The sequence below is a fragment of the Prosthecobacter sp. genome (assembly GCF_044236155.1).
Taxonomy (GTDB): Bacteria; Verrucomicrobiota; Verrucomicrobiia; order Verrucomicrobiales; family Verrucomicrobiaceae; genus Prosthecobacter.
Window position 1 is genome coordinate 136512 of record NZ_JBIIHA010000007.1, and the last position, 23826, is coordinate 160337.

A 23826-nucleotide genomic window follows, 5' to 3' on the forward strand; every position below is an offset into this window, starting at 1 on the left:
ATGTGGTGGTCTTACGAAGACGTTCAGGAGCAAAAAGAGCGGCTGCAGCGCGAGATCGCGAAGCGGACGAAGCGTGGCGAGACATTCGAGCCACTGGCGGCTCCGGCGGGGCAGAAAAAGCTCTGTGCCACGTTCTGGGGGCAGGCGTGGTGCCGGAATCTGGAGTCCTATCAGGTGTATGAGTCGCGGCTGCCGCGCGGGCGGAGCTATTTGCGCCAAGGGAATGTGTACAACCTCGAAATCGAGGCCGGGAAGCTGAGCGCCGTGGTGGCGGGTTCGGAGCTGTACGAGACTGGCATCCACATCCAGCCGCTGCCGAAAAAGCAGTGGCAGACGATCGTGGAGCAAGGATCGGGACAGGTCGGCTCAATGCTCGATCTGCTCGCGGGAAAACTGGGTGATGGGCTGATGCGCCTGCTGACTGATCCGCAGGACGGATTGTTCCCGAAGCCGAAGGAGATCCGCTTTGACTGCTCCTGCCCGGATCACGCGGACATGTGCAAGCATGTGTCCGCCGTGCTCTACGGCGTGGGTGTGCTGCTGGACACGCGGCCGGAGCTGCTTTTCACGCTGCGCGGCGTGGATCAGGCGGAACTGCTCTCAAATGCGAGCAGCGCAACGATCACCGACTTGTCCGCAGGCGCGGGTGATCTGGCCGGGGCGGACCTTTCTGCCATCTTCGGCATCGATCTGGCCGTGGATGTGCAGCCTGTGGACGGCGAACCGGCCAAGCCGGTCAAAAAGAGATCCAGCAAGAAGCCATGATGCGTTGATGAGTCTGTGCTACCGAGAAAACGCCAACGGTCCTCTTTGTGATGCGTGTGATACGGCACCGTGACGTTCGAGCGGAGAGGGTGGGATTCGAACCCACGGTGACATTTCTGCCACGCCAGTTTTCAAGACTGGAGCCATAAACCACTCGACCACCTCTCCTGGTGCTGCGTTGCGGTGCGCGGACAGTATCCGTCCACAGCGGACTGCAAAGCGGAAGTTTGCCGGAGAATGCACCAAGGTCATGATTGATCAGGATGCTGGCGGCGTGCATGGTCGGCGCGCATGATCCATCCCACCGCCCTGATTGACCCGAAGGCCCAGATCGACCCCACGGCCGAGATCGGGGCCTATGTGGTTATCGACGGTGCTGCGGAAATCGCCGCCGGGTGCAAGGTCGAGGCGCATGCGCAGATCGTGGGGCATGTGGTGGTTGGGGAGGGGACGCGGATTGGTCGCGGTGCGGTCATCGGCGGGGAGCCACAGGACCTGGGGTTTGATCCCGCCACGGAAAGCAGCGTGATTTTGGGCAAAAAGAACGTCATCCGGGAGCACGTGACCATTCATCGCGGCAGCAAGCCGGGTGGTGTGACACGCATGGGCGATGGGAATTTCCTCATGGTCGGCAGCCATCTGGCGCACGATGTGGTGCTGGGCGACCGGAACATCATCGCCAATTCCGCGTTGCTGGCAGGCCACATCCATGTGGGAAACAACACCTTCATCGGCGGTGGGGCGGTGTTTCATCAGTTCCTCCGGATCGGGGATTTCTGTGTGGTGCAGGGAAACGGCAGTTTCAGCAAGGACATCCCGCATTATTGCGCTGCCCAGCGCGTCAATCGCATCACGGGACTGAATGTGATCGGCCTGAGGCGGCAGGGGTTTACCACGGAGGACCGGGGGGCGATCAAGGAGTTGTTCCAGCTTCTTTTTTGCGAGGGTTTGAATCTGTCCCAGGCTGTGGAGCAGGCGGCTGCTCGCGAGTGGCCGGAGAAGGCCCGGCGGCTGTTGGATTTCGTCCGATCGCCGAGCAAAAAAGGTGTCTGTCCAGTGCGTCCGGGACGAGAGGATGATTGATGGCTGCCGGGTGAAAAAATCAGGGCTTTTTCTTGTCACCGGGATGCGGGTGGCCTATGAAAGCCGGTTTAAAGAGCCTGCCAATGCGGGCACTTGTTTCAATTGTGATATGAACACTTTCCGAATCTGTGTGGCAGCCTTTGTCTGCGTTCTGGCAGCAGCCGGTACGGCGGGCGCGCAAGGCATTCTCGACAGTCTCACAACGGACCTGAACATCCGGGGGCTCACGACCACGATGGACCCTGAGACGGGCATCGCGACCGTGACAGGTGATGTGCATATTGTTTACGGTGGTGTGGAGATTCGGTGCGGCAGCGCGCAATACAACCAAACCACGGGCGAGGTCATGGCCCGTGATGGCGTGACCATCTGGAAGGAGGGGACGATCTACCGAGGGGATTCCATCACCTACAACTCGGTCACCGGTGCGATGTCGGGCCAGAATGTGATATCGAGCATGAACGCAGGGCCGGGGACCATCATTTACAAGGCCGCGAACTTTCAATCAAAAAGCAAACTTGAGAACCGCATCGACGCGAGCGGTGTGAGCCTCACCTCGCATGATGTGCAGAATCCAAATTTTCACCTTGAAGCGAAGAGCCTGACGGTACAACCCGGCGATAGCGTCATTTTGAGCGGGGTGAAGGTGTATGGAGGTGACACGCCGTTTTTCTACCTCCCTAAAGTTTCGCAGCAGATCCAAGAGGATACGAGTTACAGGATCAGTCCCGGTTACCAGAGCCGGTGGGGGGCCTTTCTTCTCACCCAATACACCTTCCTGTACGGCGACCATACCATCGCACGCTACAGGATCGATTTGCGCAGCAAACGCGGGATTGGTGGCGGCGTGGATTTCATCTCCCAGCGTCATCGCTGGAATCAGCAGAATTTCGGCACGCTCAGCCTCTACGCCGTCAATGATTCGGACAATTCGACCAACGTGGCGGGCTCGCAGCGCTTCCCGGTGCCCTCAAATCGCTATCGAGTGAACTTCAAGCATCGTGTCTATCTGCCAGGACCTGATGTGAGCACCTGGTACTTGGATTTCGACATCAACAAGATCAGTGACATCCACTTTTACGAAGACTTCTTCTTCAACGATTTCCGCACGGACCGCGAGCCGGACAACCAGGTTTCCTTGGTGCACACCAACGAGGCCTATGTCGCGACTTTGATGGCGAAGTTCAAGGCGAACAACTTCTACCGCACGACAACACGCCTCCCTGAGTTGTCGATCGACTTCACCCGACGTCCTCTTTGGGGTTCGGGCGTTTTCCACCAAGGGACGATCTCCGCGGGTCTCTACAATGAAGTGGTGGGCAATCAGGAGCAGGCGGAGCTCATCCGGTTGCAGGGATTGGGTCTTGCAGGACTCGGACCTCTTCCGGCGGGCACTGTATTGAGCGATCCACTCGGCACAGCGGCATCCTCCTATTTGGCACTTGTGGGCAAGCCTCGTAATGCCGGCCTGACAGCAGCCGATGTCACACAGGGATTAGGCTTCATCTCCAGCCGCCTGCAGGAGCCTGACTTTGCCCGCTTCCATACCTACCATGAGTTGTTGTACCCCAAGACCTACATGGGCTGGTTGAATGTGACGCCGCGCATCGGGGCCGGCGTTACCAGTTATGGCAGCATTGATGGCAGTATTACCGGCTTGCAGAGTTTTACCCGTGGTATCCTACATCTCGGGCTTGATGTCTCTTTTAAGCTCACCAAGACATGGAGCGATGCACGTTCGGAGACATTTGGCGTCAATGGACTGCGTCACGTCTTCCAGCCTTATGCGAACATCTCGTATCTAGACGCGAAGCAGGATGCCGGATTGCCAGCGATCGACAGGCTCTCACCCACCACGCGCCCGCGTTCGATAGATCCGTCTTTATTCACTGCCGTGGACAGCCTGCGCTCATGGAATGTGGCCCGCATCGGATTCCGCAACCTCCTGCAGACGAAGCGTGACTACATCACCAGCAACGGTCTTGGAGCCTTCCTTGAAACTCCTGATGGAGGCGATTCGCAAACATACACATTGGCCGGCATGAACACGTTTGTGGATGTCTTTGGGAAAGATCCGGAGTTCGGTCGTGATATATCCAACATGTATAACGAATTTTTCTGGCACCCCGTTCCATGGATCACTTTCCGTTCTGATCTGCAACTCCCGATCAGCGGCGGCGTGGGCAGTTTCACGGAAATCAACAACGCAATCGTCTGGCTGCCGTCCAGGCACACATCGCTTGAGTTCGGCCACCAATTCATTTCCGACCATCCGTTCTTCCAAGACAGCAGTCTGCTATACACACGCTTGTTCGCACGTCTGTCGGACAATTACGGGATCAGCACGAACCACATCTATGAAGCCGATGACGGGACGTTGGAGTTCCAAAGTTACAGTTTCTACCGGGATCTGAGCAGTTGGGTTGCCTCGATCGGGGTGATGGCTCGTGATAATCGAAACGGTGCCTCTGACATCGGTCTCCTCCTCTCCTTCACACTTAAAGACTTTCCGCAGCTAAACTTTGACCTCGATATTGACCCGAATCCCACGGGTCGAGGTGGCAGACAGTGATCTGTGATCACTTGATCTTGGAGTGCCTTTGGAGAGCTTGTGTCCGCGCATGTCTTTACCTATGACGCCTGCGCCATAAGAATCCGGGGTAAACCGGATGAGGTAAAAGTGGGCAAAATAGAATCCTTAACCTCACATCGCTCCACCGCTTTTGGCCAGGAAATTAAGGGCCAGAGTGGCGGCGGCGAGAAGGAAGACTAACCAGGCGAGGGGCATGACTTGATCAGATTGAAGTTTTTTCGAGCTTATCAACGCGAACGTCTCACGGGATAGGAAGGAGGGTATCCTTGAATTTGTTGGTCCAGACACCTGTGACCGCGTTGCGGTTTTCCCAGCTTTGTTTGCCCTCCGAGGGCACCATGATGGGAGACTCACCCGTTGGGTCAGATTTGACGGCATCTGCTCCAAACATCTGCACCACCATCAAAACGGCGGAGAGCACAAAACAAATGACCGAAAGCGGCACCAAACCTGCCTCGGGATCTTTTTCCTCATAAAACTGCTCTGCATCAGCGGCAGCGCTGCGTTTCACCGGCGCACTGGGAGGTGCGGAGATGGACGGACGCTGCATCGCCTGTGTCGGGGCGAGTTTCACGGTTGCCTTTGGCAGAGGGGCGGTCGGTCCTCCAGTCATTGGCCCTGTGCCAGCACCCGGCGCGCGAGGGGCGCCTGCGGTGGGCTTTTGCAGCGGAACCGTGGGGGCTCCGGTTTCTGTGCGTGGTGCTGGAGCGGCAGGATTCTGGCTGAGAGGACGAGTTGCTGCCGGCAAGCCCGCCATCGGAGGAGCCGCAGGACGTGGAGCGGTGGGGGCTCCGGGAGGCTTGGGGGCCGCGGGTGGAGCTGTTGGCCGGGCGGCGGGCGGCGGCATGGCCGCAGAAGGGGCAGGGGCGGCGGGTGGCGGTGATGAGGCCACTGGAATCGCCGAAGTGGTTTTCTTCGAAGGTGGGGCCACCGGAGGGGCTGGCAGCTTCACCGGTGAGGTGCTCGCCTTTGGAGCGGGCGGCGGCAGTGGAGCAGACGGCAGTTGGATGGGGGCAGTTGCCTTCTTGGCCATCATGGGCACCACGGAGGTGGTGTTGAGCGAGGCCGGGACGCTGCCGGTGGAAGGAGATACAGGGGCGGTGGTTTCACGAGGCTGGGTCACACCCGCGCCAGGACGCCCACGCAGGGTGATGCGCACAGTTTCTTTTTTCAGGGGCACAGCCGCCGTCTTGGGCGTTGATCCTGAGGGTGGTGGCGTGTTTTCGGCTTCGCTCATGAGATGGATGCGGGGAGATTCGTGAAATTCGCCTCCATTTAGCGAAATCCACGCCCTGGCGTCAATCCCTTTCTCCTGCCGTCTTGCTTTTGTCGAGGGACTGCCCGTAAATCGCGCTCATCATGAACATTCTCGTCACAGGCGGGGCCGGATTCATCGGCTCCCACACCGTAGAACGCCTCCTGCGCGACAATGCGGGCCAGATCACCATCCTAGACAGCCTCAACGACTACTACAATCCCGCCATCAAGCGCGAGAACCTCAAGGTCCTCGGCCCGAAGGTGAAATTCCGCGAAGGCGACATCACTGATCCGCTCTTTGTCGCCGAAGTGTTCAACGTGGGGCATTTCGACGCCGTCATCCACCTTGCCGCCCGTGCTGGCGTGCGTCCGTCCATCGAGCAGCCGGAGCTTTACATCGACACGAACATCAAGGGCACCTTCTACCTCCTTGAGGCCTGCCGCCGAACTGGCGTGAAGCACTTCGTCTGCGCCAGCAGTTCCTCCGTCTATGGCGTGAACAAAAAAGTGCCCTTCGTCGAGACGGATCCCATCCTGCAGACCATCAGCCCGTACGCGATGACGAAGATGGCCGGCGAGCAGATGTGCTCGAACTACGGCCACCTCTACGGCATCAAGACCGTCAATCTGCGCTTCTTCACCGTTTATGGCCCTCGCCAGCGCCCGGATCTTGCCATCTCCAAATTCACCCGCCTCATCGAGGATGGTAAACCCATCGACAAATACGGCGACGGCACCACCCGCCGCGATTACACCTACATCGACGACATCGTCGATGGCATCATCGGCGCGCTCAACTACCGCACCGGCCCGGTCAACGACATCTTCAACCTCGGCGGCTCGCAGAATGTCTCGCTCAACGACCTCATCGCCACCATCGAGCAGGCGCTTGGGAAAAAAGCCACCATCAACCAGCGTCCCGAGCAACCTGGCGACGTCCCGATCACCTCCGCCGATGTCAGCAAGGCGAAGGCGTTGATCGGCTTCAAGCCCACCACCTCCATCGCCCAAGGCGTGCCGAAATATGTCGAATGGTTCCGTGAGATGCGCTCACGCGGCATCGCGGTGAACTAAACTCAAAAATGCGGCGCTGACACGGTCCCTTCCTCGATCTCCTGGCGCTTCTTGCGCACGATGCCGTCGGCGATCTCCAGCACCATCTCCTCCAGCAGCAGGCGCAGGTGGCTGCCGGGGCGGTAATCGGCCGGTGCGATGTGTTTCACGCGGTCGGCGATACCTGTGAGCTGGTAGCATTTGCGGAAGCTGGCGCGGCTCTTCTCATCGGGATTGTAAACCGCCACCGCATGGCCGCCGTAGCGCTTCATCAGCGTGAAGCACGGCACGTCCGTGGGACCGTCGCCGACATAGATCATGTGCTGGAAGGGGATCGGCCGAAGCTCGGGGGCCATGTGGTCGTTCACGTCCTCATGCGGCTCCAGCATGCCTTTGTTGATGCGGAAGATGTACTGCGTCTTCGTCGTGTGGCTGATCACGCGCTTCGGGAAGGTGATCCGGCCGTTTTTGTCCTCGCCGAACTCGCAGCCGAAGATGCGTTTGATGTGTGGCGCGAGAGCCGAGCCATCGATCAGCGCCTTCAGGCCGCTGGAGACGATGTAATGCTCGATCTTCACGCCGAGCAGCCGGTGCTGGTCGTTGAGCACGGCGTTCAGTTCGTCAAAGAGCTCCGGCACGCCTTTGTAGAACTTCAGCTTCGCGCCCAGCTTCCGCAGGTCCTCGTTCGTAGGCCGGTCCATGTCCAGGTAGTCGAGCATGCACTTCAGGTAGGCCAGCTCGCCGTCGTAGCCCTCGGTGTCCACCAGCTCGCGGCTGCGCTTCCAGAACTGCCCTGGATTGATCCCGAAGTGCGGGAACAGCGTCTCATCCTGCATGTAGGTGGGGCTGAGCGTCTGGTCGTAATCGTAGATGATGCCGATGGTGGTCTGCTGCGAGGCCATGATGTGTTGCGGGTGTCAAAGCAGCGCCTTGAGGGCGCTGTCGAGAGTTGGATGGGCAAAAGTGTAGCCCATCTCCGTCGCAACGCGAGGAATCACTCGCTGCCCGCCCAGCAGCATCTCCTCCGCCATGCCGCGGAGCAGGAGTTTGAGCGCAAAGGCCGGCGCATGGAAAAACGCCGGACGTTTTAGCGCCGCGGCCAGCTTGCGCGTGAACTCCGCGTTCGTCACCGCCTCCGGCGCGCACAGGTTCACCGCTCCACGCACCGCCTCAGTTTGGAGCGCCTTCAGGATGATTTGAACGGCATCCTCGACGTGAATCCAGGACATCCATTGAGTTCCTGATCCGAGCCTGCCGCCAAGACCGAGACCAAACACACGCTTCAACAGCGGAAACGCGCCGCCGTCCGTTCCCAGCACCATGCCCGTGCGGAGCAGGATCACGCGTATGCCGAGCGCTTCGGCCTGCATGGCCGCCTTTTCCCAGCCTGCGCACACATCGGCCAAAAAACCTCCACCACGCGGCGAGCTCTCATCCACCGGAGTGCTTCCAAGGTTGCCATAAAACCCGGCGCCGGAGGCGCACACGAGCACCTTCGGCCTGTTTTCCGGCTTCCAGGTGCCGAGGTGGGCCACGAGCGCCGCGGTGAAATCCACACGGCTTTTCCAGATGCGTTCACGCTTCTCCGCCGTCCACAGCCCCATGAGCGATTCGCCGGAGAGATGCACCAGCGCGTCGAGTTTCGTCTCCGGCAGCGCATGCGGTGCCTGCTTCGGTTGATAAAGCGTCTCGTGCGAGACAGGCACGAAAGATCCAGGTTTGCGCGTGTAGGCTACCACCTCATGCCCGCTGCCCTGCGCGAACATGGCCAGATGCCCGCCAATGAATCCCGTCGCTCCTGTGATGCCGATGCGCATGAGTTTAGTCTGATTGAATCGGCACCAGAACCTCATTCCTCCGCATGAACCCCGGCGTCCATGGCGGGTCGTAGTAAGCGCTGAAAGGTGCTCCGGCTTCGGTGAGCTTGTTCTGTTTCATCCACGCCCGCAGCTTTTCCATGGCCTGCGGTTCGCTGTCCTTCGTGCGGGTGCCGCTGAAGCGGTAGGCGGCCACGCGTTGCGCCTTCAGCGTGTCCACGACCACCTGGGGCGAAGCGGGGGCGGGCGTGGCGGCCTTGTGCTTCTCGGGCACCACGAAGGCCATCTTCCCATCGACCATGAAGACTGGCGTGGTCATGGCGATCTTCTCTTTTTCCACATTTCCGCCGTCGATGTAGCGGAAGAGGCGCATGAAGCTCGAATTGTCCGCGTCCCGGTCCGTGGTGGCGATTTTGAGCTCGGGATACTGACGAATCTCGAACTCGCCATCGGCGCGGATGACCTTGTAAGGCGCGGTCTCGTAACCCGACCGCGAAGTGGCGCAGGCGGCGATGGTGAACGCAATAACGAGCAGACCGGCGATGACAGAAAACATCTTTTTCATATCTGAAGTACGTCCGGAAGCGATCAAGGAGCGGCTTTTTTCAGCATCAGGCACCGAAACGACCGCCCCATGAAGGCCGGATGCGTGAGGGACTGAAACTGGCGCATCGTGGCCGCGTCCAGAGACTGGCCTTCGAGACTCTTCAGCCACGGCATCGCCATCCGGCCTAGGACACGGCCTTGCAGATCGTATTCCATTTTCTTCAGGCCATGGCGCTCTGCTTCCTCGATGAGGCGCGTGAAGTTGATGTGCGTGGTCAGGTCGCACTCGCCGAGGTCTTCCAGCACGTTTCCATCCATGCGATGCTGCTTATAGCGGCGAAGGGTGCCTTCGGCGCGTGAGTCGGCATAGAACTCCTCCGCATCGAGGCCGTAGTCGGCGATGAAGATGGCTCCGCGAAACGCTGCATGCGCGAGATCACGAATCCACGCGAGCATGGCGAGGTTGATCTCGAGCGTGTGGCCAGGCTCAAGATCGCGGGGCAGGTGTTTGGCCTCCACGGCGAGTTCGGCGCAGGAAAAATCGCCTGTCACAAGGCGAAATGCCTCAGGGCCGTCTTCCTCGAGGTAGAGCTCGCGCCAGCGTTCGCCGCACCAGCGCACGAGATGCACGGGGAAGGCGTCAGGGAGCTCGTTGCAGAGAAAAAAGCCATGCTTCGGGCCGGTCTGCAGCGCGGCGAGGCTTTCCACCCACTGCACGCGATCACCGAGGCGTTTCGCCTGTGCTTCGCGGTAGCGAGGATTCGGCTCCACGATGAGGTAGCGCAACTTCCGGCCTTCGAGGGCGCTCAAAACATCCTCCGCGAGCTGTCCGTCGTGCGCGCCCTGCTCAATGATCGTGAAATCCTCCGGCTCGCCGAGCGCCTGCCATTCCTGGAGGGCACGCATGGCGAGCAGCTTCCCAAACAACGGCCCGACGCTCACGCTGGTGAAAAAATCACCCTGCCGGCCGAGTTTGCGCGGCCCTGCGCCATAATAACCATGCTCAGGATGATAAAGCGCCAGCTCCATGACCTGCGCGAAGGGCAGCCGCCCCGCCGGGGTGGCGGCGAGCTGGTCACGGAGAATCTGGGGCAGGGAAGACATCGGACGGGAAACAAGTGGCGCGGATTGTGAAGGGCGGGTAATTTCGCCGCCCAACTTCCTCCCCAGCCATGTTTCGCGATGATCCCGATCCCCAGCCCGTGCGCAACTGGCGCGGCGAAGCCGGCCTGAAACTGCCGTTTTACCGTCGTGGCTGGTTCAGCGCCCTGGTGGCCCTGTTCATCCTCGGTCTGGTGGCGGCGTTCGGCATTTACAGCGTGGTAGTGGCGCCGCTGCGGCGCGATTCGGAAAAATTCGACCTGGAGGAGCTTAAGAAGCTCGAGTCCGCCAGCATCATCTATGACCGCAATGGCGACGAGATGGCCCGTCTTTACGTGCTGAACCGCACCCCGGTGCCGATCACCGACGTGCCGCAGCATTTCATCGACGCGCTGGTGGCGCAGGAGGACAGCCGCTTTTTCAAACATGACGGCGTGGACTACATTGGCCTCATGCGCGCCGTTTGGCTGAACTTGCAGGCCGGGGAGGTGACGCAGGGCGCGAGCACGATCACGCAGCAGCTCGCCCGCCAGACCTTCAAACTCCTCGAAAAGAGCTACAAAAGAAAGATCCTGGAGGCCTTCATCGCCCAGCGCATCGAGAAGCAGTTCTCGAAGCCGGAAATCCTGGAGCTTTACCTGAACCGCATCTTCTTCGGTGCGAATTTTTACGGCGTGCAGGCCGCTGCACGCGGCTACTTCGGCAAGGACGTGAAGGAGCTCACCATCGAGGAGTCTGCAACCATCGTGGGCCTGATCAAAAGCCCGAACAACATTCAGCCGATCAAACACCCGCAGCGCGCCCTCAAGGAGCGCAACTACGTGCTCGAGCGCATGGCCATCGAGGGCACGCTGGCGCCTGAGGATGCGGAGAAGATCAAGCTCAAGCCGCTCATCACCGCGCCGCAGAGCAGCGACCCGCGGCTGAGTTATGTTTTCGACGCCGTGCGCCGCGAGGTCGTCGATCTCGTCGGGGAGGAGCGCGCCTCCATCGGCGGCTTCCGCATTTTCACCAGCATCGACCAGGATCTGCAAAAGACCGCCGAGACGGCCATGAGCAGGCACCTCGCCGAGGTCGAAAAGCGGCCGGGTTACGAGCATCAGACCTTCGACCAGTTCCGCGCCATCATCTCCGACTACCGAGGCAGGCTGAAGCGCGGCGAGATCGACCCCGCCACGCCGCGTCCGAAGCCGGAATACCTGCAAGGAGCCGCGCTCATGATCGACAACAAGGACGGCAGCATTTTGGCGATGGTGGGCGGCCGTGATTTCGGCGACAGCCAGTTCAACCGCGCCACCGACGGTCTGCGGCCGGTGGGCACGGCCTTCACGCCGCTCGTCTATGCCGCCGCGTTCAGCAGCCCCGGCGTTTATCCCGGCACGAAGGTCGATGACGCGCCGCTGGACAACCGCCGCGTGATGATCGGCGGCCTGACCGGCATTCTCGGCGAGTGGGGTGCGGAAGTGGACAATCCGAAATGGTCGCAGGCGCCGATGAGTTCCCGCGAGGCACTCGTGCAGGGCCGCAACTCCGCCACGGTCCGTCTCGGGGAGCGTGTGGGCGTGCCGATGGTGAAGCAGGTCGCGCAGAAGGCGGGTGTCACCTCCGAGATGCGCGACTATCCGTCCACCTTCCTCGGCGCGAGCGAGGCGAAGCTCAGCGAGATGTGCCTGGCTTACTCGAATTTCCCCACGCTCGGCAGCCGCCCGCAGAAGCTGCATCTCATTCAGCGCATCACCGACAGCAACGAAAAGGCTGTCTTCCAGATCGCCGAGTCCGCGCTGCAAAGCGTGCAGAGCATGGACCCCATCGCCGCGTATCAGACGCACACCTGCCTCGTCGATGCGCTGCATCGCGGCACCGGCAGTCCGGCGGTCACGGATTACAAGCTCGGTGATTTCGTCGCCGGCGGTAAAACCGGCACCCACTACGAGTTCAAGGATCTGTGGTTCCTCGGCTACACCTCCGGCGTGACCTGCGGCGTGTGGGCCGGTTTTGACAAGCAGAAGACCATCTTCCCCGGGGCCTTCTCAAACCGCATCCTGCTGCCCGCTTGGGTGGACATGGTAAATGCCAGCACCACACGCTTCGTGCCGCGCGAGATCACGCCGCCGCAAGTCGCGGAACGCGTGGAGATCTGCCAGCGCAGCGGCATGCGCGCCACCGACTACTGCTACGAAAAGGTCAAGGGGCCCGACGGTCGTGAAAAATCCGTGCGCGCCACCTACTTTGAGTACATCCGCCCCGGCACGCCGCTGGAGGGCTTCTGCAACGCGCACACCGGCGAGGGACTGCCGAAGGAGATCGCGCAATTCCAGCACCAGAACACCTTTGGCAACGTCGAGGCCGCGCCGATGATCGCCGACTCCGCGAAATGGGTCCACATCGAGCCCGTGCGCATGCAGGCGCTCACCGTCATCGGCGAGGATCCCTACAATTCCGAGCAGGCCGTCCCCCGCGCCCGCCCCGTGAACGACGACGGCTCACCCATTCGCAAGGCCATCCCCGTCGATGCTGTGAATGACGAGAAGGACGACGCCCCCGTCCTCAAGCTCGCTCCGCCGCCGCCGATGAAGATCGATCTGTGAGGTTGCGCCTCACTTCAGCATCATCGCACCCTTCTCCGGATCGAACTCCCTCTCCCACTTCGCCACGACGAGTGTGGCGACGGTATTGCCGACCAGATTGGTCAAAGCACGGATTTCGGACATGAAACGGTCGATTCCCACCAGCACGGCCAGTCCGGCAACGGGGATGCCGGTGTCCACGGTGGAAAGCGTCGCCACCAGCGTGATGAAACCCGCGCCGGTGACGCCCGCGGCGCCTTTCGAGGTCAGCAGCAGCACGCCGAGCAGTCCAAGCTGCTGCCAGAGCGACAGAGTCGTGTTCGTGGCCTGCGCGACGAACAACGCGGCGAGCGTTAGGTAGATGCAGGTGCCGTCGAGATTGAACGAGTAGCCGGAGGGGACGACCACGCCGACCACGGACTTGTCGCAGCCGGATTTCTCCAGCTTCTGCATGAGCTGCGGCAAGGCGGTCTCCGATGACGAGGTGCCGAGCACGAGCAGCAGCTCGTCCTTGATGTGCTTGATCACCCTCCAGATGCTGAAACCGTTCAGCCTGCACACCGCGCCCAGCACGACGAACACAAACAGACCGCAGGTCAGGTAGACGCAGCCGAGGACTTTCGCCAGCTTCACCAGCGTGTGCGGCCCCTCGGAGCCCACGGTGAACGCCATCGCGCCAAACGCGGCGATTGGGGCCACCCGGGTGATAATGGCGACGAGCTTGAAAAACACATCCGAGATCGCGTGCAGCAACTCCAGCACAACATGGCCTTTCTCGCCCATCTGGCACAGCGCCACGGCCACGAGGATCGCCAGAAACAGCGCTGGCAGCACCGATTCATCGGTGAAGGCTCCCACGAAGGTCTTCGGCACGATGTTCATGATGAAGGCCTTCGTGCTCGTGTCTTGAGCCTTGGCGGCGTAGTCGGACAGCTTGGTGGATTCCTTCGCGCTGGCGGCGATGTCCATGCCTGTGCCGGGTTGGGCGATGTTCGCCACCAGCAGGCCGATGATCAGTGCCAGCGTGGTCAGCACCTCAAAATACACCAGCGCCTTCCAGCCGACGCGGCCGACGCGTTTCAGGTCGCCCATGCTCGCGATGCCGGTGACGACCGTGCAGAAGATGATCGGCGCGATGAGCATCTTGATCGCCTTGATGAAAATCTCGGCCAGAGGCTGCATTTTTAAGCCCGTCTCCGGCCAGAAGAGCCCCAGCAGGACGCCCAAAACGATTCCGAGCAGCACCTGCACGTAGAGAATTTTCAGCCACTTCATGGCCGCCGATGCTGGCAGGTCTGCGGCAAAAGCCAAGAGGCTTTCTTGCACCTACCGCCGTGCGTGCTAGGCTCGTGGCCCTCAAACTTCAATTCGCACGCACATCATGGGCAAAACTCTCTTCGCCAAAGTCTGGGATTCGCACGTCACCGGCACGCTCGCCAATGGCCAGACGCAGCTTCTCATCGACACTCACCTCGTCCATGAAGTGACCAGCCCGCAGGCCTTCGGCATGCTGCGTGATTTGAACCTGAAGGTGGCCTACCCGCACCGCACTTTCGCCACCGTCGATCACATCGTCCCCACCGACGTGCAGACCGAGCCCTTCGCCGACCCGCTCGCGGCCGAGATGATCAAGGAACTGCGCAAAAATGCCGTCGAGTTCGGCATCACGTATTTCGATTTGAGCAGTGGCAAACAGGGCATCGTCCACGTCGTCGGACCCGAGCAGGGCATTACCCAGCCCGGCACCACGATTGCCTGCGGCGACAGCCACACCGCCACTCACGGCGCTTTCGGCGCGATCGCCTTCGGCATCGGCACCACGCAGGTGCGCGACATCCTCGCCACGCAGACCATGGCGCTCAGCAAGATGAAGGTCCGCCGCATCAATGTGGACGGCCAGCTTCGTCCGGGCGTTTACGCGAAGGACGTCATCCTCCACATCATCCGCCTGCTCGGCGCGAACGGCGGCATCGGCTACGCCTACGAATACGGCGGCAGCCTCTTCGACGCCATGTCGATGGAAGAGCGCATGACCGTCTGCAACATGTCCATCGAAGGCGGTGCCCGCTGCGGCTACGTCAATCCGGACGAAAAGACCTTCGAATACCTCAAAGGCCGCCCTTACTCGCCGAAAGGCACCGAATGGGATGCTACCGTCGAAAAGTGGCGTTCCGTCGCCTCCGACAAGGACGCCGTTTATGACGACGTGGTGAACATCAAGGCCGAGGATGTGCCTCCGACCGTCACCTGGGGCACCAGTCCCGACCAGGGCATCTCCGTCACCGAAAACGTGCCCACTCCCGACAGCGCCGCCAACGACGCGCAACGTGTCTCCATTCAAGACGCTCTCGCCTACATGAAACTGCCTGCCGGCAAGCCGATCAAAGGCACGAAGATCGACGTCGCTTTCATCGGCTCCTGCACCAACGGCCGCCTCAGTGACTTCCGCGAAGTGGCGAAGTTCATCAAAGGCCGCAAAGTCGCCGCCGGAGTCAAAGCCATCGCCGTTCCTGGTTCACAGATCGTCGATGTCCTCGCCCGTCAGGAAGGTCTCGACAAGGTCTTCAGCGAAGCCGGCTTTGAATGGCGCGGCGCAGGCTGCTCCATGTGCCTCGCGATGAATCCCGACAAGCTCGTCGGCGACCAGCTCTGCGCTTCCTCCTCGAACCGCAACTTCAAAGGCCGCCAGGGCAGCCCCACCGGCCGCACCGTCCTCATGAGCCCCGTCATGGTCGCCGCCGCTGCCCTCACCGGCAGCATCGCGGATGCCCGCGAGGTGTTCGCGATCGCTGGTTGATTGAAGTGAAGCGGGCACTCCTGCCCGCCTCTGGCAATGTTGTGATCTTTCTCCTGGCGGTTCTATCCCTGCTCGCGCTCAACGCGTGGGTCATGTCACGCAAGCGCTGGCAATGGCAGGCGCAGCTCTTCACCCAGGAGTTCGGTCACTGGCTCGCGCTGCTGGCACCTGCTTGTTCGGCGTTCTCAGACTCACGCTGGCTCGCATGTGGGTTCGTGCTGCTCGCGATTGTCTTCATGACTCCCGCGTTTCAGGCCTTCCGCATCGCCCGAGCCCAGAATCTGCCCTTCTCCTGGCTTCGTCTGTGGTTCCCGATTCGCCTCCATCAAACGCCCGTGCAATGCGAACGCCTCACCTATTGGCAAGAGGGCGACGAATCACTCGACATCGTCATTCACCGTCCAATTGAGGCGAAAAAGCCGCTGCCATGCCTCGTCATCGCCCACACCGGCGGCTGGGACAGCGGTGATCCGGGCGAATTCGAATGGGCCAACACCGAACTCGCCTCGCATGGCCATGTGCTGTGCTCCTTCGGCTATCGCCTCGCTCCGAAACACAAATGGCCCGCCCAGGCCGAAGACACACGACGTGCGTTCGCGTGGATTCGCGACCACGCTGCCGAATTCGGCATTGATACCACCCGCATCGTTCTCATGGGGCGCTCCGCAGGCGCTCAGATCGCCGCCGCGTGCGCCTTCAGCATGCCAGAACTCCGCGCAAGCGGCTGCATCATCGTTTACGGCACGCCGAACATGTACATTGCCCGCGAGTGGTCGTTGCCTGACGACTTGCTGAAATCACTCACGCTCGTCCGCCAATACATGGGCGGCGACCCGCATGAAGTGCCGGACGCCTACCGCACCGCGTCCGCCACCGAATTTCTCGACACGCATCATCTACCCACGCTGCTCATCCACGGCACGCTGGATTCACTCGTCGGCATCGGTCACAGCCGTCTCTTCAATGAGCGCCTCGCTCATCGCGACGATCATCACTTCATCGAGTTCCCCTGGGGCACGCATGGCACCGATTATTTCCCCAGCACGCCCGGCGGCCAGCTCTCCACCGCCGCCATCCTTCGCTTCATGGAACGATTTGCTTCTGGCGATCCGTAATCGGACGCCATGAATCGTGTTCTCTGTTTCTGCCTCGCCGCTGCCTCAGCTATCGCTGGTGACCTTCAACTCACCCTGCCTCCCGTCGTCTATGCCGCGCCGGACGTGCCGATGAGTATCTACCACGACAACATCGTCCTCACCGAGACACCGCAGGACTACCGCTTCGAATTCACCTGTGACATCGGCACGAACGAAGCCCGTCGCTGGACTGTGAACCCCGGCGACAACGACTTGGGCGATCATCCCATCGCCATCACCGTCAAGGACGCATCAGGGAAAGTGATCGAGCAAGGCAAAACCACGCTGCACGTCTCCCCACGCAAAGCAGGTGATGGCAAGACGCTGCGTCTCCTCATTGTTGGCGACAGCCTCACGCACGCGACCTTTTACCCGACCGAAATCGCCCGCCTGTTCGCCGAACCCGGCAATCCCACGGTTACACTTCTCGGCACGCACAAACCCACTGGTTCAAAACCCGGTATCGCACACGAAGGCTACGGCGGCTGGAAGTGGGCCGACTTTCTCACCAAATACACGGCGCCCACACCCGGCGCCACCGCCGGACCGCTCGCCCGCAAAGCCACCAGTCCCTTCATCTTTCCCGCCGCCGATGGCAAAACGGGCGTCTTCGACCTGCCGCGCTACTTCAAAGAGCACTGCGACAACCTGCCGCCCGACATCATCACCTTCCTGCTCGGCATCAACGATTGCTTCGCCGCCGATCCGAACAACCCCGACGCCAAGATCAACGAGGTGCTCGACAACGCTGACAAACTCCTTTCCGAGTTTCACAAGGCCGAGCCGAAAGCCATTCTCGCCGTTGGCTTGACCACGCCGCCGAATGCGCGTCAGGAAGGATTCACCGCCAACTACAAGGACAAATACCCGCGCTGGGGCTGGAAGCGCATCCAGCACCGCCTCGTCCAGCTCATGCTCAAGCGGCTTTCCAATCGCGAAAAGGAAGGCATTCACCTCGTCCCCACCGAACTCAACCTCGACCCCGTCGATGGCTACCCCAACAACAACGGCGTCCACCCCAACCCCGTCGGCTACGCCCAGATCGGCGCGAGTTTTTACTCGTGGATGAAGTCGCGGTTGTGATCCATTGCACAGTTCGTACCATTTTAAGCATGAAAATATTTCGAGTGCGCAGCGATCACGACTTTTGGGGGCTTCTTCCAGTGCAGAGGGAGGAGTTTGTCAAACATGCAAGATTCCAACTCATGAACATGCGTGACAGTTGGCCCTCTTTGTCTTTTTACGTGCGAGATCCAGTTCGTACTAAACGAGGTAATTTCTTCTATTTGGCCGGCGCGGGTTGTCTTGCTTACGACGAAGCTGTCTGCGATAGCGATCTTGGTGAAACTATCGAAAGATCTGGAGAGGTTTTGACAGCCACACTGGATGATACTGAGGAGAGGTTTTATGTTTTCAATGCTACTGCGTGTTATAACTGCTTTGACCGTCGCAACAGCATTGCGAGATGGACTCCAGATGGCACTGTGCCCATCGTAGTTCAGAAGTTCGTCTTCCATGTGGATCGGATCGGCGATTGCAACCTCTTCAAGATCCCCGAGATGAAAGAAGTTGGGCTGTTTGCACTCGTTGGTCGTGATGAGCCTGAAGACGAATTCTATGCACAATACCACGCGCTAGGGTTTACCGGACTCAAGTTTGAAGAAGTCTGGAGTGATGAAGCGAACTGAGTGGGTTGTTGAACTCCTCTATCTCGCCACACTCTTCCGCCACCCATTCGCCCCTTCGCGGAACAGCGCGTCCTTCAGCTTCGTCCCCAGACCCGTTCCCGTCGGCAACTGCGCCTTGCCGTTCACGATCACCGGCAACCTATAGACCAGCTTGTCGTAAAACGAGCGAATGTGCGCCGGCACCGTCTCCTGAAACACCACATTGGCCGAAGAAGCCGCGAGATGCAGGCACGCTACCGTCTTCTTATCACCTGGGTGCTCCGAATTTCATCGAGTAGCACATTCGACTCCTTCATGCAGGATTCACACAGGTCTTGAAACGCTTTCAAACGCGCCGCTTCACCTTCCAGAGCTTGATTCGGACGCATCGGCCCGCTGGCAAGCTGCCAAGTCGCCAGAGTCTCGATGTAATCGAGCCGCCTCTCAGACGGGATGAAAATAGGGAGCTGGCCTTTTTCGATGACGGGCAGATTGGCGAGCAGGCGCGCCATGCGGCCGTTGCCATCGGCGTAAGGGTGGATGCGGACGAAGGTGGCGTGGCTCCAGACATAGGCTTCCAGTGCGGAGGTGGTCTTGTCCTGCCGCCGCTGCTGAAAGCCTGCTAGCCAGTCATGCATGAGCGCGTCCACATGCTCGGGCATGGCATAGGTGTCGTTGATGATGGTCTTGCCACCTTGTTTGGCGAGCGTGGAGTTCGGCTCGCACTTCCAGGCACCCACAGGCTTCAAATAGTCCACCTCCACGCTGGTTTGCACGGCCTGATGCAGTGCGTGCAGATCCTTCGCCTCCAAAACGCGTCCTTTATCCAGCCAGCCATACAACAAGTCCAGTGCCCGACTGTGGCCGACGACTTCGTTGTGATGCGATAGCGGCTTCCCTGAAATGGTGAGGCCGTAGCGCAGCACGCCGAGCGTCTCACCTTCGGTCAGCGTGTTGCCTTCCAGCGCAGTCGAGGTGTGCGTCCAGCGCACGCGGAGCTTTTCTAGAAAAGCATCGCGCAGATCAGCATCCAGGTCGCTGAGTTCGGGAATGAATCGGGAGAACACGGCGCGAGCCTACGTCATTTCGCCACGCTCCGCAATGAAGCGAACACCAGGAGCGCGGACCTCCGCGCCTGCAACGCTATGCGTAGCATTGCGGGCAGGCGAACCCACAGCACTCCGCTATCTCGCCACACTCTTCCTCCGCCCATTCACCCCTTCGCGGAACTGCTCATCCTTCAATTTCGTCCCCAAACCCGTTCCCGTCGGCAGTTGCGCCTTGCCGTTCGTGATGACCGGCAGCGTATCGACGAGCTTGTCATAGAACGAGCGAATGTGAGCACGCACGGTTTCCTGAAACACGACATTGGCCGATGAAGCCGCGAGATGCAGGCCGCTGAACAACGTGAGAGGTCCCGTGCAGTCGTGAATCGTGGCGGGGACGTTGAAAGTCTGCGCCATGTCGATGACGCGGCGTGTTTCGCTGATGCCGCCGCTCCACGTCGGATCGACCATGCAGTAGTCGCAGGCCTGCGCTTGCAGCACGGCGAGGTATTCTTTGCGACCGAGCAGCATCTCGCTCGCCGCGATGGGCAGGCCGCTGCGTCGGCGGAAATCAGCCAGCGTGGCGGTGTTATCAACGCGCAGCACGTCTTCGAGCCACAGCGGCTTGATCTCACGCAGCGCCTCCGCGATGCGTTCAGCGGCGGGAAGCTGGAAGAACGCGTGCCCTTCGATGGCGATGTCCATTTTCATGCCCACACGCTCGCGAATCTCACGCAGCGGCCGCATCGCCTCCTCGACATCGGCCCACGAGATATGCAGTCCGCCATTGCGATGCGCGGCACGATCAAACGGCCACAACTTCATCGCGGTGATGCCCTCGGCGAGCAATTCCTCCGCCAGATCGCCTGCAGCGAAATGCGAGGCCCAGTTGTCCTGCAACGGGCCTTTTTGACCGATGTCGCCGTAGCCGGGCCAGCCGGGATGCCGAGGCACTCCTGTAGAACCGTTCAGCGCTCCATAGCTCGGTCCACCGCTCGTGTTATACACCGGAATCGCCTCACGCACGGGCCCGCCGAGCAAACGATACACCGGTTGCTTGCAGGCCTGTCCAAGAATGTCCCACAACGCCAGATCAATGGCCGACAACGCCCGCATTTCCGCGCCGGGATGCCCAAACGGCGTGCAGCGTTCATAGAGGAAGCGCCAGTGCGATTCGATGGCTAGCGCATCCGCGCCGAGCAGGCGCTCCGCCATCCAGTCATGAATCAGCGCGGCGATGGCATGCGGCGTGTAATACGTCTCCCCACAGCCGACGAAACCGTCCTCCGTGTGGATGCGGACGAGCAGCAGATTCGGCATGATGCCGGACGGGATGGCGGTTTCGATGGCGGTGATGCGTGACATGGCGTGGAACTGCACAAACAACGCGGTCCAGGCCGTAGTTTGCACATGGCCACCCGTTTCTTCGCTGCTTTCATCGTTCTTGTCGCCTCGCTTGCTGCCGCCGCTCCGCCTGGAGCCACACCGGAGTCGCCTCGGCAGCCGCCGAAGTCCGTCGCGCCGCAAGTTCCGGCGAATTGGAAGGCTGGCACGGCCACGCTGAAGGTCACACCGCAGAAGATGCTGTGGATGGCGGGCTACGCGGCACGCAAGAAGCCTGCGGAGGGCAGGGTGCAGGATCTTTTCGCCAAGGCGCTGGCCTTGCAGGACGAGCAGGGGAACAAACTCGTGTTTGTCACACTCGATCTCATCGGCGTGCCGCAGTTGATGCGCCGCGCGATCGCCGAGCGCGCCGAAAAGGAGTTCAAACTGCCGCAGGCGAATCTCGTCATGAACGCCTCGCACACGCACAGCGGCCCGTCGATGCGCACCACGCCCCTCACGGACAAGGATAAAGACGATCCGCGTGCGAAGGATGCTTGGGACTACACGCAGAAGCTGCAGAGCGATCTTGGCGACCTCGTTGGCAAGGCGCTCGCCAGCATGGAGCCCGCACGCCTCACCTGGAACAAGGCACGCTGCGGCTTCGCGATGAATCGTCGTCGTGACTACACGCTGCCGCCGGATCATCCGAATGCGAACAAGACGCCAAACCCGAACGGCCCCGTCGATCACGAGGTGCCTGCACTGCGTGTGGAAGCGCCGGACGGCACCTTGAAAGCCACGATGTTCGGTTACGCATGCCACAACACCTCGCTCGGCTTCTACAACTGGTGCGGCGACTACGCGGGCTTTGCGCAGGAGTTCCTGCAGGAGCACCGGCCGGGCTTCACCGCGTTGTTCTTGATGGGATGCGGCGGCGATCAGAATCCGTATCCGCGCCGCACGGATGTTGTGCCGGGTGTCACCGATCTCGAACTCGCCATGCAGCATGGTCGTTCGCTCTCCAATGCCGTGGAAGTCGCCCTGACGGCCAATCCGCGTCCGGTCGCCGGTCCCATCCGCGCCGCGTATGAGGAGATCAAGCTCAGCTACGCCAACAATAAGCGTCCGGACCACGATTACCCCGTGCAGGTGATCAAGATCGGAAACGACCTCACCTTCATCACACTTGGCAGCGAGGTGGTGGTGGACTACTCGCTACGCTTCAAGCGCGAGTTCGCCGGTAACGCGGGCGTGTGGGTCGCGGGCTACTCGAACGACTACACCGGCTACATGCCGAGCCATCGTGTGCTCAAGGAAGGCGGCTACGAGGCCGCCGCCGGATGGGCGGACGATGTGGAGGACCGAATCGCGAAGAAGGTGCATGAATTTCACCAAAAACTTTCTCAACAACCATGAAATCACTCGTCCTGCTCCTAACTCTCGTCGTTTCCAGCCTTCTCGCTGAAACGCCGCTCTCGCTCACTCTGCAATCTCGCACAGCCACGAACCGTCCAACGCTCGTGAAGGAGCAATGGCTGCCCTCCCGCACCGCCATCATCGTCTGTGACATGTGGGACCTGCATCACTGCAAGAACGCTGTGATCCGCGAGGGCGAGATGGCCCCGCGCTTCAATGAGGTGCTCGAAAAGGCGCGCAAGGAGGGTGTGTTCATCATTCATGCGCCCAGCTCGTGCATGAAGCCCTACGAGGGCACTCCGGCACGCGAACGTGCAAAGTCCGCACCGCCTGCCGCTCGTCTGCCAGATCACATTGCCGACTGGTGCAAGCAGATCCCCAGCGAGGAGTTGAACGTGTATCCGCTGGATCAAACCGATGGCGGCGAGGACGACGATCCGCAGGAGCATACGAAGTGGGCCGCCGAATTGACCGCCAAGGGCCTCAACCCGAAAGCACCGTGGACGAAGCAGATCGACACGCTGCGCATCGACCAGGAGAGGGACGCCATCAGCGACAGCGGCGTCGAGATTTGGAACCTGCTGGAGTCGAAGAACATCGACAACGTCATCCTCATGGGCGTGCACCTCAACATGTGCGTCTCCGGCCGCCCCTTCGGCCTGCGGCAGATGGGTAAGAACGGCAAGCACGTTGTTCTCATGCGCGACATGACCGACACGATGTACAATCCCGCCCGCTGGCCCTTCCTGAGCCACGTGCAGGGCACCGCACGCTTCGTCGAACATGTGGAGCGCCTCATCTGCCCCACGATCACCTCGGATCAGTTCATTGGCGGCAAGCCGTTTGCGTTCAGCGATGCCACCGCGGGCAAGAAGCGCCTTCAGATCATCCTGCTGGGCGACAGCACCACTGAGGCGAGCATTCCGAAGAAGATGGCCCCCTCCGAGCCGCAGCTTGAAGACACCGTGCGCATCCAGCTCGCACGACAGGGCGACCTACCGCCGTGCGACGTTTACAACGAGGGCGTGAGCGGCGAGTTCATCCGCCGCCTGCTCGACACGCGCTACGACAAGGCGGTGAAGACCAAGCCGCAGGCCGACTACATCTTCATCCGCTACGGCCTCAACGACGCGGCGAAGGTGAAGGACTTTAAAACCCAGTTCCCCAAGGACTTCCATGAACTGCTCGAGCGCCTGCGCAAAGACCACCCGAAGGCCATGCTCATCCCGATGACCGCCATTCCCTACGCGTTGAACAACCTGCACGAGGACATCAACGCGTTGATCAAGGAGATCGCCGCCAAGGAGAAGCTCACGCTCTTTGATATCGCGCCGCGCTACCTGGAGGAGCTGAAGAAGAACCCGGACGGCCTCAACTACCGCCGTTTCCCACTTTCGAAGATTCCCGAGGATCTACGTCCTTTCGCCACGCCCTACATCGTGCCGGAAGCCAACGACCCGAAGGTCGTCGTGCTCGACAATCGTCTCGACGGCATTTTCGGCCACATCCCTGGCTGGACGGGCGACCGCCACCCCAATCTCGCCGGCTACAACGTCATCGGCGACGAAACGGCCAAGTGGCTCGCGCCAGTGATTCGTCAGCGGAAGTAGATTCGATTGTTAATCGAATCGGTTTGGGCTTCGGCTTCGATGGCCA

Annotated in this window: 20 protein-coding genes and 1 tRNA gene; 11 read left to right on the plus strand and 10 right to left on the minus strand. The window is 60.6% G+C overall.

Annotated elements, in window-relative coordinates; all coding sequences use genetic code 11:
- Entirely contained in the window at positions 1 to 765 is a 765-nt protein-coding gene (locus tag ACILSE_RS08505) for an SWIM zinc finger family protein (RefSeq protein ID WP_395716947.1), read from the plus strand.
- An 81-nt stretch (positions 766 to 846) separates the two neighbouring features.
- On the opposite strand, the gene ACILSE_RS08510 is transcribed toward ACILSE_RS08505, so the two are convergent.
- Positions 847 to 933, minus strand: a tRNA-Ser gene (locus ACILSE_RS08510).
- Positions 934 to 1056: 123 nt separating this feature from the next.
- On the opposite strand from ACILSE_RS08510, the gene lpxA reads away from it, so the two are divergent.
- Positions 1057 to 1848 (plus strand): acyl-ACP--UDP-N-acetylglucosamine O-acyltransferase, encoded by a 792-nt coding sequence (gene lpxA / locus ACILSE_RS08515; protein ID WP_395716948.1) that lies wholly within the window; start codon positions 1057 to 1059, stop codon positions 1846 to 1848.
- Positions 1841 to 4420: an LPS assembly protein LptD gene (lptD, locus tag ACILSE_RS08520; protein ID WP_395716949.1), complete on the plus strand. Its 2580-nt coding sequence runs from the start codon at positions 1841 to 1843 to the stop codon at positions 4418 to 4420. Before lpxA ends, lptD begins: the two co-directional genes overlap by 8 nt.
- Before the next feature lie 262 nt (positions 4421 to 4682).
- On the opposite strand, the gene ACILSE_RS08525 is transcribed toward lptD, so the two are convergent.
- Positions 4683 to 5678: a hypothetical protein gene (locus tag ACILSE_RS08525; protein WP_395716950.1), complete on the minus strand. Its 996-nt coding sequence runs from the start codon at positions 5676 to 5678 to the stop codon at positions 4683 to 4685.
- 122 nt (positions 5679 to 5800) lie between these two features.
- Between ACILSE_RS08525 and ACILSE_RS08530 the strand changes: the two genes are divergently transcribed.
- Complete coding sequence (locus tag ACILSE_RS08530; RefSeq protein WP_395716951.1) at positions 5801 to 6772, plus strand: NAD-dependent epimerase/dehydratase family protein; 972 nt, start codon at positions 5801 to 5803, stop codon at positions 6770 to 6772.
- Positions 6773 to 6774: 2 nt separating this feature from the next.
- Here the strand turns inward: ACILSE_RS08530 and ACILSE_RS08535 are convergent, their stop codons facing one another.
- The 4 genes from ACILSE_RS08535 to ACILSE_RS08550 are packed head-to-tail and all read right to left on the minus strand — an operon-like array spanning position 6775 to position 10218.
- Positions 6775 to 7653, minus strand: coding sequence for a haloacid dehalogenase-like hydrolase (locus ACILSE_RS08535; RefSeq protein WP_395716952.1), 879 nt, complete (start codon positions 7651 to 7653; stop codon positions 6775 to 6777).
- A 15-nt stretch (positions 7654 to 7668) separates the two neighbouring features.
- Entirely contained in the window at positions 7669 to 8568 is a 900-nt protein-coding gene (locus ACILSE_RS08540; RefSeq protein WP_395716953.1) for a TIGR01777 family oxidoreductase, read from the minus strand.
- Positions 8569 to 8572: 4 nt separating this feature from the next.
- Positions 8573 to 9133 carry an SOUL family heme-binding protein gene (locus ACILSE_RS08545; protein WP_395716954.1) on the minus strand — a complete coding sequence of 187 codons (561 nt, stop codon included), beginning with the start codon at positions 9131 to 9133 and terminating at the stop codon, positions 8573 to 8575.
- A 23-nt stretch (positions 9134 to 9156) separates the two neighbouring features.
- On the minus strand, positions 9157 to 10218 hold the full coding sequence (locus tag ACILSE_RS08550; protein ID WP_395716955.1) for a class I SAM-dependent methyltransferase: 1062 nt from the start codon (positions 10216 to 10218) through the stop codon (positions 9157 to 9159).
- A gap of 68 nt (positions 10219 to 10286) precedes the next feature.
- Between ACILSE_RS08550 and ACILSE_RS08555 the strand changes: the two genes are divergently transcribed.
- The gene (locus ACILSE_RS08555) at positions 10287 to 12803 is read left to right on the plus strand and encodes a transglycosylase domain-containing protein (protein ID WP_395716956.1); all 2517 of its coding nucleotides are present in this window, start codon (positions 10287 to 10289) and stop codon (positions 12801 to 12803) included.
- Between the two features lie 9 nt (positions 12804 to 12812).
- Here ACILSE_RS08555 and dctA read toward each other — a convergent pair whose 3' ends face one another.
- Positions 12813 to 14057 (minus strand): C4-dicarboxylate transporter DctA, encoded by a 1245-nt coding sequence (dctA, locus tag ACILSE_RS08560; RefSeq protein WP_395716957.1) that lies wholly within the window; start codon positions 14055 to 14057, stop codon positions 12813 to 12815.
- A 106-nt stretch (positions 14058 to 14163) separates the two neighbouring features.
- Between dctA and leuC the strand changes: the two genes are divergently transcribed.
- From leuC to ACILSE_RS08580, 4 genes are read left to right on the plus strand one after another with little or no spacing between them, the layout of a single operon-like run.
- Positions 14164 to 15579 (plus strand): 3-isopropylmalate dehydratase large subunit, encoded by a 1416-nt coding sequence (leuC, locus tag ACILSE_RS08565; RefSeq protein ID WP_395716958.1) that lies wholly within the window; start codon positions 14164 to 14166, stop codon positions 15577 to 15579.
- A 41-nt stretch (positions 15580 to 15620) separates the two neighbouring features.
- A complete protein-coding gene (locus ACILSE_RS08570; RefSeq protein ID WP_395716959.1) occupies positions 15621 to 16694 on the plus strand; it encodes an alpha/beta hydrolase in 1074 nt (357 codons plus the stop codon).
- Between the two features lie 9 nt (positions 16695 to 16703).
- Positions 16704 to 17798: an SGNH/GDSL hydrolase family protein gene (locus ACILSE_RS08575; RefSeq protein ID WP_395716960.1), complete on the plus strand. Its 1095-nt coding sequence runs from the start codon at positions 16704 to 16706 to the stop codon at positions 17796 to 17798.
- Positions 17777 to 18403 (plus strand): hypothetical protein, encoded by a 627-nt coding sequence (locus ACILSE_RS08580; protein ID WP_395716961.1) that lies wholly within the window; start codon positions 17777 to 17779, stop codon positions 18401 to 18403. The genes ACILSE_RS08575 and ACILSE_RS08580 overlap by 22 nt, the downstream gene beginning before the upstream one ends.
- Before the next feature lie 18 nt (positions 18404 to 18421).
- Here the strand turns inward: ACILSE_RS08580 and ACILSE_RS08585 are convergent, their stop codons facing one another.
- The 3 genes from ACILSE_RS08585 to ACILSE_RS08595 form a co-directional block, all read right to left on the minus strand.
- Positions 18422 to 18586, minus strand: a complete 165-nt coding sequence (locus ACILSE_RS08585) for a hypothetical protein (protein WP_395716962.1) — start codon at positions 18584 to 18586, stop codon at positions 18422 to 18424.
- 50 nt (positions 18587 to 18636) lie between these two features.
- On the minus strand, positions 18637 to 19449 hold the full coding sequence (locus tag ACILSE_RS08590; protein WP_395716963.1) for a Fic family protein: 813 nt from the start codon (positions 19447 to 19449) through the stop codon (positions 18637 to 18639).
- Between the two features lie 117 nt (positions 19450 to 19566).
- Positions 19567 to 20793, minus strand: coding sequence for a mandelate racemase/muconate lactonizing enzyme family protein (locus ACILSE_RS08595; protein ID WP_395716964.1), 1227 nt, complete (start codon positions 20791 to 20793; stop codon positions 19567 to 19569).
- A 45-nt stretch (positions 20794 to 20838) separates the two neighbouring features.
- Here ACILSE_RS08595 and ACILSE_RS08600 point away from each other — a divergent pair, with 45 nt between their 5' ends.
- Both ACILSE_RS08600 and ACILSE_RS08605 read left to right on the plus strand, forming a co-directional pair.
- Complete coding sequence (locus ACILSE_RS08600; protein ID WP_395716965.1) at positions 20839 to 22170, plus strand: neutral/alkaline non-lysosomal ceramidase N-terminal domain-containing protein; 1332 nt, start codon at positions 20839 to 20841, stop codon at positions 22168 to 22170.
- Positions 22167 to 23780 (plus strand): SGNH/GDSL hydrolase family protein, encoded by a 1614-nt coding sequence (locus tag ACILSE_RS08605; RefSeq protein WP_395716966.1) that lies wholly within the window; start codon positions 22167 to 22169, stop codon positions 23778 to 23780. Before ACILSE_RS08600 ends, ACILSE_RS08605 begins: the two co-directional genes overlap by 4 nt.
- Positions 23781 to 23826: the final 46 nt, after the last annotated feature.